This is a genomic window from Streptomyces sp. NPDC026538 (assembly GCF_055567535.1).
This window is the reverse complement of sequence record NZ_JBVHQG010000003.1, coordinates 84,499-98,030: the sequence shown is the minus strand read 5'-3', so window position 1 is coordinate 98,030 and position 13,532 is coordinate 84,499. Positions and strand designations below refer to the sequence as shown.

The 13,532-nt window shown below is 66.4% G+C and carries 10 protein-coding genes and 2 pseudogenes; 8 read left to right on the top strand and 4 right to left on the bottom strand.

Going from position 1 to position 13,532, the window contains the following annotated elements; translation table 11 throughout:
• Position 1: 1 nt before the first annotated feature.
• Positions 2-349, top strand: a complete 348-nt coding sequence (locus ACZ4N4_RS13560; RefSeq protein ID WP_467587901.1) for a hypothetical protein — start codon at positions 2-4, stop codon at positions 347-349.
• Positions 350-858: 509 nt separating this feature from the next.
• On the opposite strand, the gene ACZ4N4_RS13555 is transcribed toward ACZ4N4_RS13560, so the two are convergent.
• The gene (locus ACZ4N4_RS13555; protein ID WP_467587898.1) at positions 859-1,374 is read right to left on the bottom strand and encodes a hypothetical protein; all 516 of its coding nucleotides are present in this window, start codon (positions 1,372-1,374) and stop codon (positions 859-861) included.
• Between the two features lie 135 nt (positions 1,375-1,509).
• Here ACZ4N4_RS13555 and ACZ4N4_RS13550 point away from each other — a divergent pair, with 135 nt between their 5' ends.
• The 3 genes and pseudogenes from ACZ4N4_RS13550 to ACZ4N4_RS13540 all read left to right on the top strand — a co-directional run.
• Positions 1,510-2,796, top strand: coding sequence for a sensor histidine kinase (locus ACZ4N4_RS13550; protein WP_467587895.1), 1,287 nt, complete (start codon positions 1,510-1,512; stop codon positions 2,794-2,796).
• Positions 2,784-3,434, top strand: coding sequence for a response regulator transcription factor (locus ACZ4N4_RS13545; RefSeq protein ID WP_362728512.1), 651 nt, complete (start codon positions 2,784-2,786; stop codon positions 3,432-3,434). Before ACZ4N4_RS13550 ends, ACZ4N4_RS13545 begins: the two co-directional genes overlap by 13 nt.
• A gap of 311 nt (positions 3,435-3,745) precedes the next feature.
• A pseudogene (locus ACZ4N4_RS13540) lies at positions 3,746-4,315 on the top strand (IS5 family transposase); the annotation flags it as partial.
• A 135-nt stretch (positions 4,316-4,450) separates the two neighbouring features.
• Here the strand turns inward: ACZ4N4_RS13540 and ACZ4N4_RS13535 are convergent.
• Positions 4,451-5,017: a DinB family protein gene (locus ACZ4N4_RS13535; protein WP_467587892.1), complete on the bottom strand. Its 567-nt coding sequence runs from the start codon at positions 5,015-5,017 to the stop codon at positions 4,451-4,453.
• Between the two features lie 102 nt (positions 5,018-5,119).
• Here ACZ4N4_RS13535 and ACZ4N4_RS13530 point away from each other — a divergent pair.
• The 4 genes and pseudogenes from ACZ4N4_RS13530 to ACZ4N4_RS13515 form a co-directional block, all read left to right on the top strand.
• A pseudogene (locus ACZ4N4_RS13530) lies at positions 5,120-5,527 on the top strand (tyrosine-type recombinase/integrase); the annotation flags it as partial.
• Positions 5,528-6,150: 623 nt separating this feature from the next.
• A complete protein-coding gene (locus ACZ4N4_RS13525) occupies positions 6,151-8,328 on the top strand; it encodes a tetratricopeptide repeat protein (RefSeq protein WP_467587890.1) in 2,178 nt (725 codons plus the stop codon).
• A gap of 385 nt (positions 8,329-8,713) precedes the next feature.
• Positions 8,714-9,076, top strand: a complete 363-nt coding sequence (locus tag ACZ4N4_RS13520; RefSeq protein WP_467587887.1) for a hypothetical protein — start codon at positions 8,714-8,716, stop codon at positions 9,074-9,076.
• A gap of 9 nt (positions 9,077-9,085) precedes the next feature.
• Positions 9,086-11,572, top strand: coding sequence for an SEL1-like repeat protein (locus ACZ4N4_RS13515; protein WP_467587885.1), 2,487 nt, complete (start codon positions 9,086-9,088; stop codon positions 11,570-11,572).
• Between the two features lie 183 nt (positions 11,573-11,755).
• Here the strand turns inward: ACZ4N4_RS13515 and ACZ4N4_RS13510 are convergent, their stop codons facing one another.
• Together ACZ4N4_RS13510 and ACZ4N4_RS13505 are read right to left on the bottom strand one after the other, a co-directional pair.
• Entirely contained in the window at positions 11,756-12,430 is a 675-nt protein-coding gene (locus ACZ4N4_RS13510; protein WP_467587882.1) for a YdcF family protein, read from the bottom strand.
• Positions 12,427-13,221, bottom strand: coding sequence for a GntR family transcriptional regulator (locus ACZ4N4_RS13505; RefSeq protein ID WP_467587879.1), 795 nt, complete (start codon positions 13,219-13,221; stop codon positions 12,427-12,429). The genes ACZ4N4_RS13510 and ACZ4N4_RS13505 overlap by 4 nt, the downstream gene beginning before the upstream one ends.
• Positions 13,222-13,532: the final 311 nt, after the last annotated feature.

Here is a 13,532-nt window from a genome sequence, read left to right as displayed (position 1 = left end):
GGTGGCAGCCGGACTCACGGACTCCGGGCTCGGAGCCGTCCACGATCTGCATGCCGTGCTCAAGGAGGCGGTCCGCCGACGGTTGGCCGAGGGTGGTGGCAACAGGGGGAAGAGCGGCTACGGCGTACGGGTGCTTGACGCATACGAGACGGACCCCGACGTGTGGTGGACCCGGCTGCTGCAGGTCCTGACGGGCTCCGGGGTGGACACGGACGAGGAGATCCTCGCGGCGGCCCGCGCCGTGCTCCGCGCGGAGCGCCGGACGAGCCACATCACCCTGGACGTTCCCGGCACCCATGGGGCCCTGGTCGGGGAAAGCGCTACACGGCACAACGCGTTTGGCCGATGATGCAGTGGAGGACTCTCCTGGCCACTCTGTTGGGCGCGGGTGTCGCCATGGGGACCTCCCTGTTGGTGGAGGCGCATAAAGGCCACCGCGAGTTGATGCTGGAGTCACGAAAGCACAAACGCGACGTCACGTCCGAGTGGCAGAGGACCGGACCCGGCGCGACCTGTGCACGGGCTTTCTCGCAGTGCTGACCCAGGGCCGCAGCGAGCTGAGGCACCTGAGCGGGAGCACTGAGATGTCGGAGGCGGAGCGCACCCGGACGGCTCGACGGGCCTTCGCGCGCTGCTATGAACTGCGTTACCAACTTGAGCTCTTCGCTCCGGCGGAGGTGGTGGATCCCGCACTTGCCTATTTCCGATGCGTGCGCAGCTTCCGCTGCGCGGCACATCAGGCGGCGACCGCCCAGCGGGTCCGGGCCGGGATCGGGGCGACGGGGGCGGTGGTGATGCGGTGCATGGTGTTCTCCGGTGGATTGATTTGGTCCGTGGCATGTGGCTGGGCGGTCGGCGTCACGCGTGCCGGCTCAGCGCCCGCAGCGCCAGCCGGCCGCACAGCGCGGCGAGCGGCAGCTCGGCGCCGAGCGCCATGGCGACCGCGGTGGCGAAGTCGCCGCCCGGGGCCGCGGTCGTGGTGTCGAACCAGGCGTCCACCACAAGCAGCGTCGCGGTCGCGGCGGCTGCCAGGGCGTGCCGCCGGTCGCCGCGGGCGGCGAGGAGGCCGGTGGCGATCAGGCCGAGCGCCTCCAGCGCGTCGAGCCCGACCCAGGCGACCGGCCAGTGCGCCGCGGTCGCGGTGGCCGGCAGGCCGGTGGCCAGCACGTACAGCCACGGCAGCAGGGCGAGCCCGCAGGCGACCAGCAGCCCCCCGGCCCGCCGCATGCCCCGCGCCGGGCGCGGCTCCTCCGCCTCTTCGTGGAGCGGGATGACCTCGGCGCGGTCGAAGCCCTCGGCACCGGCCAATTCGTCATTGCGCAACACCAGTTGACGCATCGTCTTCCCCCGCTCCCCGTCGGCTGTCCCCTTCACGTACTCCAGCCTCCGGCGTGCACTGGGGCGCCGTCAGTCACGCAGGGTTCCGACCCGGGGTGGAGAAAAGTGCACCCCCGAACAGGGCGGCAGCGTCATGGCATGGGGATGGCCTGCGGCTTTACCGTTTGACGCATGCAACTCACGACGTGGCTGCAGCTGGTGCTGGGCCGGCCGTTCCGCAGGGCGGGACACCGGACCGCGCTCGTCGCCGCCGGCCTGCCGCTCCACCTCGCCGTGGTGCCACTGTGGCTCTGGCTGGCCGGCACGATGGCGGCGTTGGTGCCGGCCGTGACTCCGCTGCCCGTGCTGCTCACGCTCGTGGCGCTGCCCGTGCTGCTCACGCTCGTGGTGACACCCCTGCTGACCGTCGGGCAGCGGCGGCGCTACCGGGCACTCGTCGGCAAGGACCTCCCGCGCCCCGCCGCACCCGGGCCCGGACGCAACTGGAAGTCGGCGGTGCGCCGGCTGACCGGCCGGGCCTTGTGGCGGCAGGTCTGCTACCACGCCGTGGCGGGTCCGCTGCTCGCCGTCCTGGACCTCGCCGTCCTCGCCGTCTGGGCCGCCGCTCTCGTGGCCGCCTCCATCTACGTGTGGATCTGGGCGCTGCCCCCGCAGTGGCGGGTCACCGACCTCGGATACACCACGCAGGCCGCGTACATCACCGCCGGCGGCCTCGCCCTGCTGTTCCTCGGGCCCCGGCTGACCGGCGCTCTGGTGCGGCTGGACACCCGGGCGGCCGAGGCCCTGCTCGGCCCCAGCCGCACGGAGAAGCTGGCCCGCCGGGTAGCCGACCTCGCCGAGAGCCGGGCCGGTGTGCTCGACGCCGCCGACGCCGAGCGGCGGCGGATCGAGCGCGACCTGCACGACGGCGCACAGCAGCGCCTCGTCGCACTCGCCGTCAACCTGGGCCTGGCCAGGTCCACCCTCGGCGACCTGCCGGAGGACGCCCGCAAGGTGATCGACGAGGCGCACCGCGAGGCGAAGGAGGCGATCGCCGAGCTGAACGACCTGGTGCGCGGCCTGCATCCGGCCGTCCTTGAGGACCGCGGCCTCGACGCCGCGCTGTCCGGGGTCGCCGCCCGCCTCCCGATCCCGGTGCGCGTGGCGGTGGACCTGCCGCAGCGCCCCTCACCCACGGTCGAGGCCGTCGCGTACTTCGTGGTCTCCGAAGCCCTGACGAACGTGGTCAAACACGCCCAGGCGACCCGGGCGGACGTGACCGTGGAGCGGATCGGGGAGACACTGCTGGTGGTCGTCGCGGACGACGGCGCGGGCGGCGCGGATCTCGCGGCGGCCGGCGGTGGCACCGGGCTCGCCGGGCTCGCCAAGCGCGTCGCGTCCGTCGACGGCACGTTCTCCTGCCGCAGCCCCGCCGGGGGCCCGACCGTCATCACCGTGGAGCTGCCGTGCGCGCCGTGATCGCCGAGGATTCCCTCTTGCTGCGCATCGGCGTGGTCAAGGTGCTGGAGGCGGCCGGTTTCGAGATGTGCGCGCAAGTCGCCGACGCAGAAGGGCTGCTGGCAGCCGTCGAGGAGCACCGGCCCGACATCGCCGTGGTCGACGTGCGCATGCCGCCCGGCTTCACCGACGAGGGAGTGCGCGCCGCGCTGGTGATCCGCCGCCAGTACCCGCGTACCGCCGTGCTCCTGCTGTCGCAGTACGTGGAGGAGCGGTACGCCGCCGATCTGCTCGCCGCCAACACCTCGGGTGTCGGCTATCTGCTCAAGCAACGGGTCGCCGACGTCGAGGAGTTCGCCGAGGCGGTACGCCGGGTGGCGGCCGGCGGCACCGCGCTCGACCCGCAGGTCGTCGCGCAGCTGCTGGTGCGCCGGCACAGCGGTCCGCTCGACCGGCTGACACCGCGCGAGCGGGAGGTGCTGGAGCTGATGGCGGGCGGCCGGTCCAACTCCGGCGTCGCCGCCGAGCTGGTCGTGAGCGAGAGCGCGGTCGCCAAGCACATCAACAGCATCTTCACCAAGCTCGACCTGCCCAAGGCCGACGCCGACCACCGCCGCGTCCTGGCGGTGCTGCGCTTCCTGGGCGTTGCGACCGCATAGTGCGCGATCACGCCCGCATGCCCAGTCGACAACGGTGCTGAGCAGCACTTAGTGGGGAATGCGGCGCCTTCGGACAGGTGCTCTCCACCAGGCTTTGCCGCGCTGGGTGCCGAAGGCGGTGGCCGTCGTGCGGAGGGCCATGGCATGGGTGGGGCTGGTCATCACTGCTGTCCTCGCAGTCTTCGGGGTTGGGCGCGGTGGCTCGGGCTGGTCGGTCGGCTGTTGTCCGGAGCGGACGTGATGTCAGGGCGGTCGTCGCGTCAGCGCCTTCGTCCCGGGTTCGGCGGCGCCGGTGCGTGGTGGCACAGGCCGACGCCGACGAGGAGCTGAACTGGGTCGTCTCGGTGGACTCCACGATCGTGCGAGCCCATCAGCACGCGGCCGGAGCCCGCAAAAAGGGGCCCCGGCCGAAGAGCCGTACGACCACGCCATCGGCCGGTCCCGTGGCGGACTGACCACGAAGATCCATCTCGCGGCCGATGGCAACTGCCGGCCCCTGGCCTTCCATCTCACCGCCGGACAGGCCGGTGACGCGCCTGCCTTCGCTCACGTGATGGCGCGGCTGCGTGTTCCCCGACAGCGGCAGTCCTCGCAGACAAGGCGTATTCGTCGCGGGCCATCCGTGAACACCTCAGGCGGCGCGGCATCCGGGCGGTCATCCCGTGCCGGCCGATCAACGCGGCCACCGTCTGCGACGCGGCAGCCGGGGTGGCGGGCCACCCGCCTTCGACCGCGAGACCTACAAGCAACGCAACACGGTCGAACGCTGCATCAACCGCTTGAACCAGTGGCGAGGCATCGCCACCCGCTACGAGAAGACAGCAGCCATCTACCTGGCCGGACTCCACGTTGCGAGCATCTTCCTCTGGTCAGCCAGGTGATCCAAACGAAACCGCCTAGATGTCAGCTGCCTCGCTGACGTCCCCTGACCCGCGGATCGTGAGGCAAAGGTGTTTGCGGGGTCACAGGACGTATCGCCCTCTTGTAGGGGGCGATACGCCCTGCCGCGCCGCTGGCTAACCCATGGTCTTGGCGCCGTCCAGGGACTCGCGGATGATGTCGGCGTGGCCGGCGTGCTGGGCGGTCTCGGTGATGATGTGCATCAGTACCCGGCGGGCCGACCATCGCGCGCCCGGCTCTGACCACGGGGCCTTCGGTAGTGGTTGTGTGGCGTCCAGGTCGGGGAGGGTGGCGACCAGTTCGTCGGTTCGGCGGGCTACCTCAGCGTAGACGGCGAGCACGCCGGTCAGCGTCTCGGCGGGCAGCATCCGGAACTCGTCGGCCCGTCGGGCCCAGTCGGCCTCGGTCATGGTGGTGAAGTCGGGCATCGCCGACGGGCCGTCCAGGATGAACTGTGCCCAGGCTCGCTCGACCGCAGTGACATGTTTGATCAGGCCGCCCAGGCACAGCTGGCTGATGGTGGTCCGGCGCCCGGCCTCCTCATCGGTGAGGTCACGGGTGGTGAATTGCAAGAAGTGCCGATGCTTGGCCAGGGCCTCCAGCAAGTCGGCGCGCTCGCCGGTGGCGGTCGGCTCATGGGCCGAGTCGTGCGTGGCCAGTTGGTTGACAGTGGTCTCGCTCATGGTCGCTCTGCCTTCCGTGGTTCGTGTTCAGCCGGGCCAGGAGGACGCTAGGGGGCATGGAGGCCAGATCCTGACCTAAATGACCGGACGGGTGAGCATGCTCGGCGCACCATCGGCCTGCCCGATCCGCTGATCAGGATTCTCCGCCAGCACCAGGAAGCCCAGGAGCGGGAGCGGATCGCCGTCGGTGCTGACTGGGAGGGCAAGGGGTACGTCTTCGCCTCGCCGATCGGCGGAGCGCTGAGCCCGAATACCGACTTCCACACCTGGAAGCGGCTGCTTCGGGATGCCGGGGTCCGGATCGGCCGTCTCCATGACGCTCGCCACACCACCGCGACCGTCCTCCTGATCCTCGGCGTCCCGGACGTCGTGATCGACTCGATCATGGGTTGGGAGCCCGGGGGAGCGGCCCGGATGCGCGCCCGGTACATGCACGTGACCGGGGCCATGCTTCGAAAGGTCGCGCAGCAAGTTGGCGACGCGCTCTGGGAGCTCCCGGAAACGAACTGAGACGGAAACTGAGACGGACAACGTCGAAGGGCCCCACCGCGAACGGTGGGGCCCTTCGACATCGTGCCCGGTGAGGCACTGGCGGAGGATACGAGATTCGAACTCGTGAGGGGTTGCCCCCAACACGCTTTCCAACTGTCCGCGCGGCCGTCCGGGAGCGTCCGCAGACGTTCGCGGGGCAGGCCAGAGGGAGTGCGCGTACGGCGGTGAACAGTGACGGCCGTGGGCGCACTGGACAAAGACCAGGACAAGGAGACGACAACACCCGCTTTAGGAGCGAAGCTTGAGCGAGTGTCCCTCCGGCCTGCGTACTGTCCATTAGGGCGGACGCCGTGGGTCAGGTCTGCTCTGTGGTGCGAACGGCCGGTGGCCAGGGTGGGTGCGCGGGTACGGTCGGGATGCTGGTTGGGACCGGGTTCGGGGGAGTTGTGGTGATGGACGGGGAGGCGCGGTACGGCGCTGACGGTGGGGACCATGTGGATTTCCGTGGCGGGTCGTTCAACGGCCGGGTCACGGGCAAGGAGGTTCACCATCACTACGGGGCCGGGCGGCCGGCTGTCGTGTGGCCGTATCAGGTGGGGGTGATTCCGCCGCGGGCGGGTTGTTTCCAGTCCCGTGCCGAGGTGTTGCGTCTGCGGGAGGGACTCTCGGGTGGGCAGGCCGCGGTCCTGGTGGGGCAGGACACGGTTCAGGGTCAGGTGCTGGCTGGGATGGGCGGGGTGGGCAAGACCCAGCTCGCTGCCGACTACGCTCGCACCGCCTTGCAGGCGGGTGAGCTGGATCTGCTGGTGTGGGTCAACGCGAGTAACGCCACCGCGGCCGCGTCCGGGTATGCGCAGGCCGGCGTGGAGATCTTGGGTGCCGATGCGGCGGACCGGGAAACGGCCAGCCGTGCGTTCCTGGCTTGGCTGGAGCCCAAAGCTGGTGCCACGGCGTGCCGGTGGCTGGTCGTCCTGGACGACGTCACCGATCCCGCTGGCCTGAACGGGCTGTGGCCGCCGAACAGCCCGCACGGCCGGACTCTGGTCACCACCCGCCGTCGGGACGCTGCCCTGCCCGGCCGGCTGATCAAGGTCGGTCTGTTCACCGAGGACGAATCTCTCGCCTACCTCACCTCCTCGCTGGACGCTCGTAACTGCCACGAGCCCGACGACCAGCTGATCGCGCTCGCCAACGATCTGGGCCACTTGCCGCTCGCGTTGTCACAGGCCGCTGCCTATCTCATCGACGCCGGCATCAGCGCCGCCGACTACCGGGAGCTGCTGGCCGACCGCGCCACCCTGCTCGCCGACACCGCCCCCGAAGTACTGCCCGACGGCCAGACCCAGAGTGCGGCGGCGGCGTGGTCGCTGTCCGTCGACCGCGCCGACACCCTGCGCCCGGCCGGCCTGGCCCGGCCGATGCTCCAGCTGGCCGCGTTCCTCAGCCCCAGCGGCATCCCCGAAGCCGTCCTGACCAGCACTCCCGCCCTCGACCACCTGACCTGGCACAGCGCCGACAACGACTCCCCGGCAGCATCCCAGATCACACCGCGACCAGAACAGAAGGCTGAGGCTCTTCCGTCGGTCACTGTGGCTCAGGCGGTCGGTGCTCTGCGGGCGCTGGCCCGGCTCAGCCTTATCGACCACACCCCCGCCACCCCCCACCAAGCCGTGCGTGTGCACCAGCTCATCCAACGCGCCACCCGTGACACCCTCACCACCGACCAGCACGACCAGCTTGCCCGCACCGCTGGTGACGCTCTGCTCACCGCCTGGCCGGACATTGAACGAGACACCGAACTCGCCCAAGCCCTGCGCGCCAATGCCACCACCCTCATCCGCACCACCGGAGACGCCCTGTACCGGCCCGACGCGCATACCGTGCTGTACGAGACCGGACGAAGCCTCGGCGAAGCCGGCCAGGTCACCGCCGCCACAGCCCACTTTCATGGCCTGACCGAGACCACCGGACACCTCTTCGGCCCCGACCACCCAGGCACCCTGGCCGCCCGCCACAACCTCGCCCGGTGGCGGGGGGAGGCGGGAGATGCGGCTGGTGCCGCGGCCGCGTTCGAGCAGCTGCTTGCCGATCAGCTACGTGTGCAGGGTGCGGACCACCTCCACACCCTGGCCGCCCGCCACGACCTCGCCCGGTGGCGGGGGGAGGCGGGAGATGCGGCTGGTGCCGCGGCCGCGTTGGAGCAGCTGCTTGCCGACCGACTGCGGGTGCAGGGTGCGGACCACCCCCACACCCTGGCCGCCCGCCACAACCTCGCCCGGTGGCGGGGGGAGGCGGGAGATGCGGCTGGTGCCGCGGCCGCGTTGGAGCAGCTGCTTGCCGACCGACTGCGGGTGCAGAGTGTGGACGACCCTCAGACCCTGACCACCCGCAGCAACCTCGCCTACTGGCGGGGGGCGGCGGGAGATGCGGCTGGTGCCGCGGCCGCGTTCGAGCAGCTGCTTGCCGACCGACTGCGGGTGCAGGGTGCGGACCACCCTGACACCCTGACCACTCGCCACAGTCTGGCCTTCTGGCGGGGGGAGGCGGGAGATGCGGCTGGTGCCGCGGCCGCGTTCGAGCAGCTGCTTGCCGACCGACTGCGGGTGCTCGGTGCGGACCACCCCCACACCCTGACCACCCGCAGCAACCTCGCCCGGCGGCGGGGGGAGGCGGGAGATGCGGCTGGTGCCGCGGCCGCGTTGGAGCAGCTGCTTGCCGACCGACTGCGGGTGCTCGGTGCGGACCACCCTCAGACCCTGTCCACCCGCCACAACCTCGCCCACTGGCGGCGGAAAACAACTGAAACACCTCGCACCTGAAGGCCAGCGAGATCCGAGGCCCTCTCCGAACCAGACGGGCTACCGCAGACGTTGCTGGGTACTGCGACGGCGACGGTTTTCAAGACCGGCCCTGGCTCAGGCAATAAACCCCTCTCGACCTGCGCCAACATGTCCACGGGGCGGGCGATCATCATCGTGTTGGCCGTAGGTTGGCCAACACGAACAGCGGGTCAACGCGAGCAGCCTGCTCAGGAAGCAGTACGACCATCCAACGGTCTGACTAGGAAACTTGAACCGGAAGGCAGCGCAACAGCTCCCACGCGCACTACGCTTGGCCTGGCCAACGAGGTCTAGCTAGGGGGAGACCGTGGACCCTGCACTTCTTGCTCTCGCTACTGCTGGAGCTAACTCGCTAATCAGTCTGATGACTTCGGACGCTTGGCAGCAGGCGAAGCAGGGCATCTCCCGGCTCTTCGGACGTTCTGAGGGGCCGAGAGCGGAGGACGTAAGCCGAGAGTTCGAAGAGAATCGCCAAGAGCTAACCCGAGCTATAGCTCGCGAAGACTCGGACACAGCAGACGAACTGCGCGTCGCGTGGCGAGGGAAATTCCGCCGCCTCCTGATCGAATCTCCCGATGCTGCAGAAATTTTGCGTGAACTCATCAAGGAGTGGAACTCCGCGGAGGCGAGCGGTTCGACGCCAACAACTGTCGTCACTCAGTCAGCCTCAGCCAGGGATCACGGGCGCATCTACCAGCAGGGCAGCGGAACGCAGATCAATCACTGAGGCAGGGACATGCATGAAACGCAGCCAACCTGGAATTATCTAGAGGGTTCCAGCAGAGGCAGGGGGCGCGTCTATCAGCATGGCTCCGGCTTGCAGATCAATGCCGAGAACCTGCACCTAAGCGCTCTCGAAGAATTGTCAGACCAGGCTTTCCCGTCGGCATTTTTCGCGCCAGAAAGCCTCAGCGACATTCCTCCACTTCAGCTCGGAGTCCATCGTTCCGAGGATATGGATAAAGGACTACCGCCCTACGTTCCTCGCAGCATCGATGAGCGACTAAGGAATCGAATTCGCCGTAGCTTTTCGACTGGTGAAATTGTACTTGTCGTAGGGGACTCCACTGCCGGCAAGACAAGGGCTACGTACGAGGCTCTACTTAATTGCTTCCCGGATGTCCTGACTTTCGCTCCCATCGACGGTCAAGAGGTCGTCGCCTGCATCCGAGACATACTTGCGTGTGCCGATAAGCTGGTCATCTGGCTTGACAACTTCGAGCGATACGTCGGCGTAGAAGGATTGACCCCGACCCTAGTCTCTCTCCTCAGGCGTCAAAAAATTCCCGTAGTAGCGACACTTCGTGCCGAGCAGTACCAACGCTTGTATCCTGATTTCGGCATCGCGGACAGCCACGAGCATGCATCACCTGTGGGGAGAATACTTGAACAGATCGATCCAATTATTCTCCCCCGCCTGTGGACCACTGAGGAGATCGCAAATGCGCAAGGAGAGACTGATGAGCGAATTCTGAAGGCAGTTGCATACAGTAACTACTACGGCGTCGCAGAATATCTGGCGGCTGGTCCACGACTGTACCAGCAATGGTCATTGGCCTGGGGGCCGGGATCTAATCCGCGCGGAGCAGCAATTGTAGCGGCCGCAATTGATTGCGTCCGTATGGGAATGACTAATGCCGTACCCGCGTCCCTGCTAAACAGCATGCACGAGACGTACCTAACGCGAGTAGGCGGTGCTCTGCTACGGCCTGAAAGCTTGGAAGAAGCGTTCTCATGGGCAACGAGGCGAAGGTTTGGCGTCACCAGCCTCTTGGTTGCGACGGATGACGCCGATAATTACCGGGTGTTCGATTACCTTGCTGACGCTGTTGCGCGCTCAAACGAAACACCCAGCATCCCCATGGAGTCATGGGAGGCAGCCATTGAGCACTCTAGGAACTCTCGGAAGACCCTCAGCGATATAGGCGTAGCCGCAGCATCACACAAAGAGCGCGAGATCGCGGAAAGGGCCTGGAAACTCTGCGTTCAATTGGGTTCTGTTTCAGCCCTGGTAAATCTTGGGTTGCTCTACCAGGAGGAAGGGCGCGAGACTGCCGCGATAGAGGTTTTCACTGAGGCTATGGAGAAGGGTAGTGGAAGAGCAAGCATTGAACTTGGCTTTCACTACGAGGACCACGGACAGACCGAAAAAGCGATCGAGATGTACCGAAAGGAAGCCAACAAGGGAGACATTCACGCTATTTACCACATGGGGAAGATTCTAGGAGTATCCCCTGAAGCCGAACATTATTGGCGATCTCTGGTTGAGTTGAGAGCAGAAGAAGATGCTGCACTCGACCTGATTGCTTATTATAACAAGATAGGCGACGAGGGCAAGGAAAGAGAAGCGCTCGTTTCGGGCACCGAAAAGGGCTTTCCCGGAGTAATGAACCAACTGGGAATCTTCTATGCTGAACGCAATGACAGGAAGTTGGCCCAGAAGTGGTTCACCGCAGCATCCGAAAATGGCGAGCCGCGTGGAGCATGTAATCTAGGCCGTCTTCTATATTTGGAAGGACAGGCCGACGCCGCGAAAAGAGTCCTCACTGAGGCTGCCACTTCAGGGAATCTAGCGGCTACGGGTTATTTGGGATACATCTATCATGCAGAATCAAACGACGCAGAGGCCGAGAAGTGGTGGCGCAAAGGCGTTGAGGCGGAGATAGATGATGCCTGTTATCTTCTCGCCAAGTGCATTGAAGAGAAGCGTGATGCAGAAGCCGCAAGACGCCTGTACGAAAAGGCTGCCGAGTTGGGGCACAAAAGGGCCATCACAGCGGTTGCAAAAATAGCCATAGAGGACGGGAAATACGAAAAGGCTGTCGGTCTTTTTGACCCCGTTGCCGAGAAGGTCTCTAGCGGTGCATTGTGCGACGTTGCACGGAGCATCACGCGCAAATTTCACCTGATGTCTGCCGATGTCAGGGAGTCTTCAATCGAAGCCGCTAAGTCATGGCACGAATTGGCGATGGAAAAGGGTCATAGCCACAGCGGCTGCCCCCTGGGTCTTATCCTGATACAGGAGGGCAATCTTACGGACGCCGAAAATGCGCTCAAGGCGGCAGCCAACGGTGGGCACCAACACGCCGCCGAGGTTCTCGCGGATTTGCTCGCGAGGCAGGGGCGCGGCAAAGAGGCCGCTTACTGGTCACGCGTGTCGAAGGGATTCCGAAATAATCGCATTCAACCCAAAAGGGGAAAGAAGCGCAAAAAACGACACTAAAAAGTGGATCTATTGAGGAGTAAGATTCCGAACTTCACGAGCTGGGCAGTCCGGTCGTCGTCACACTCGGCTGCCCGCCGGACCGGCCCGGCGGGCAAGGCTGTCTACGTCCTGGTCACATTGGGACCTCGGCTACGGGTTTCCGCTCCAGAACAACTGGGTCACGTCACCCCGTTTGAGGCATCATGCACTGGGACGAGCAGCAACATCAGCTGGCAGGAGTCGGCTGGTGAAGCCCTCGATACACAGCCGCTCATAGGCGGCTACGGCGGCGTCGGGTACATCCTGCTCAATGGCCAGACCCCATCCCGGGAAGACGAGCACTCGCTGCAGGGCGCCCACGATCATGTCGATCACCTTGCGAGCGTCCCCGATGGAGTCGGTGTACTCCTCCAGACCCATCGGGGTGGACGCGCACACTACTTCGACCTCAGGCCAGAGCTTCCTCATCATGGCGTACGAGCGCCGTTCTTCGTACGGCTTGCTCACGAGCAGGACGGACGAGGCCTTTACGCCGGCCTCTGCCAGCACGGCCTTGCTGAACTCGATGTTCTCCCCGGTGTTGGTCGCACGCGGCTCCAGCAAGATGGCGGAGTCCGGTACCCCGAGTTCAAGGGCGCGCTCGCGATAGTGGACCGCCTCACCGCGCGGCATGGGCGCTCGGGTCGTGGGGCTGGTGGCCCCGGTGAACACAATGACTGGCGCCATACGCTGGTGGTACAGCTCCGCTGTCACGTCAGCCACTCCCAAGTCGTGACTGCCCAAGCCAACGGCCACCGAACAGGGCCGCGGGTCATGGTGCATGCGGTGGTAGTTCCACAGAAGCTGAGCGTCCGCCCACGCCTGCGCCGAGATCATTTCTGGTCCTTCCCGTCCTGCGCCGAATCCGGAACCTTGAAGTCGTACTCCCACGCGAAGCGCGATGCCGCGTGGATGCCGACGGCGAACTCAACGACCGTGCCGTCCGCGATGTAGGTCGTGCGGTGCAGCTCCACGACGGCCTCCCCCGGCGGCAACTGCAAGAGCTTCACTTCATCCGCCGTTGGGACACGGGCGAACAAGGCTTCCCTCATGTGGTCGATCTCGTACCCCGCGTCATACAAAACCCTGTATCCGCCGCCACGGCCGGCGGGGCCCGGCGTGGGGTCGACGATGCGCGTCCCCTCTACGTGTTCAGGGCGGTAGTAGCTGGTCAGGGTGTGGGTGGGCTGGGTGCCTTCCTTCACCAAGCGGGCGCGCGCGTACACCACGGACCCAACAGGGATGCCGAGACCCTCGGCGACGAGGTCGCTCGCCTCGGTGCGGCTCACCGTCTGCGTCTGCTCGTTGCGCTTGTACTCACGCCCTGACGCCACTCGGTCGGCGATGAACGCGACCTCATCGCCGTCACGCCACTTCACCTTGTCGTATCGGGCGATGCCGAGCCGTTTGAGCGGAGTGCGCGGACGCACGACCGTCCCGTGCCCGCGCGACGACGTCACCAGCCCCTCGGCTTCAAGGGCCTTGTACGCCTGATGGACCGTGGACTTCGAGCCTTCCCCAGCCTCGACAAGGTCTCTGATCTGGGGCAACTGAGCCCCGGGGGCGTACTCGCCGTTCCTGATCTGTTCCGCAAGCCGATCCGCCAGCTCGCGCCACTTCGGTGCCACAGGCGAACTCCCTTCAACGCGAACCAGTGAAGCACAGTCCCAGGACTGTTGACAGTCCTGGGACTGCGTGTCATCTTCAATCTCAGGCCGCTCGCAGTCCTAGGACAGCGAGCGAGAAGGGCCCTTTCTTTGGGCTGCTTCAACGCCGCGTCGGTTCGGGATAGCTCGTGCACGTGGGGCCCTGAGCTGGTCGTTCCTTGACAACTGAATGGGGATCACGCCGCCTCTCCTCGGCCAAGTAGGCGGCCACGCGGGATCTCTCGCGTGATGTACAGCGCAATCCGACCTATCCGCAGCTCAGCGGCTGCGGG

Bases quoted from the DNA above. Each gene is read 5' to 3' on its own strand.
- ACZ4N4_RS13550 (WP_467587895.1), top strand. From the start codon at position 1,510: ATGCAACTCACGACGTGGCTGCAGCTGGTGCTGGGCCGGCCGTTCCGC.
- ACZ4N4_RS13535 (WP_467587892.1), bottom strand. From the start codon at position 5,017: ATGAGCGAGACCACTGTCAACCAACTGGCCACGCACGACTCGGCCCAT.
- ACZ4N4_RS13520 (WP_467587887.1), top strand. From the start codon at position 8,714: ATGACTTCGGACGCTTGGCAGCAGGCGAAGCAGGGCATCTCCCGGCTC.
- ACZ4N4_RS13515 (WP_467587885.1), top strand. From the start codon at position 9,086: ATGCATGAAACGCAGCCAACCTGGAATTATCTAGAGGGTTCCAGCAGA.
- ACZ4N4_RS13510 (WP_467587882.1), bottom strand. From the start codon at position 12,430: ATGATCTCGGCGCAGGCGTGGGCGGACGCTCAGCTTCTGTGGAACTAC.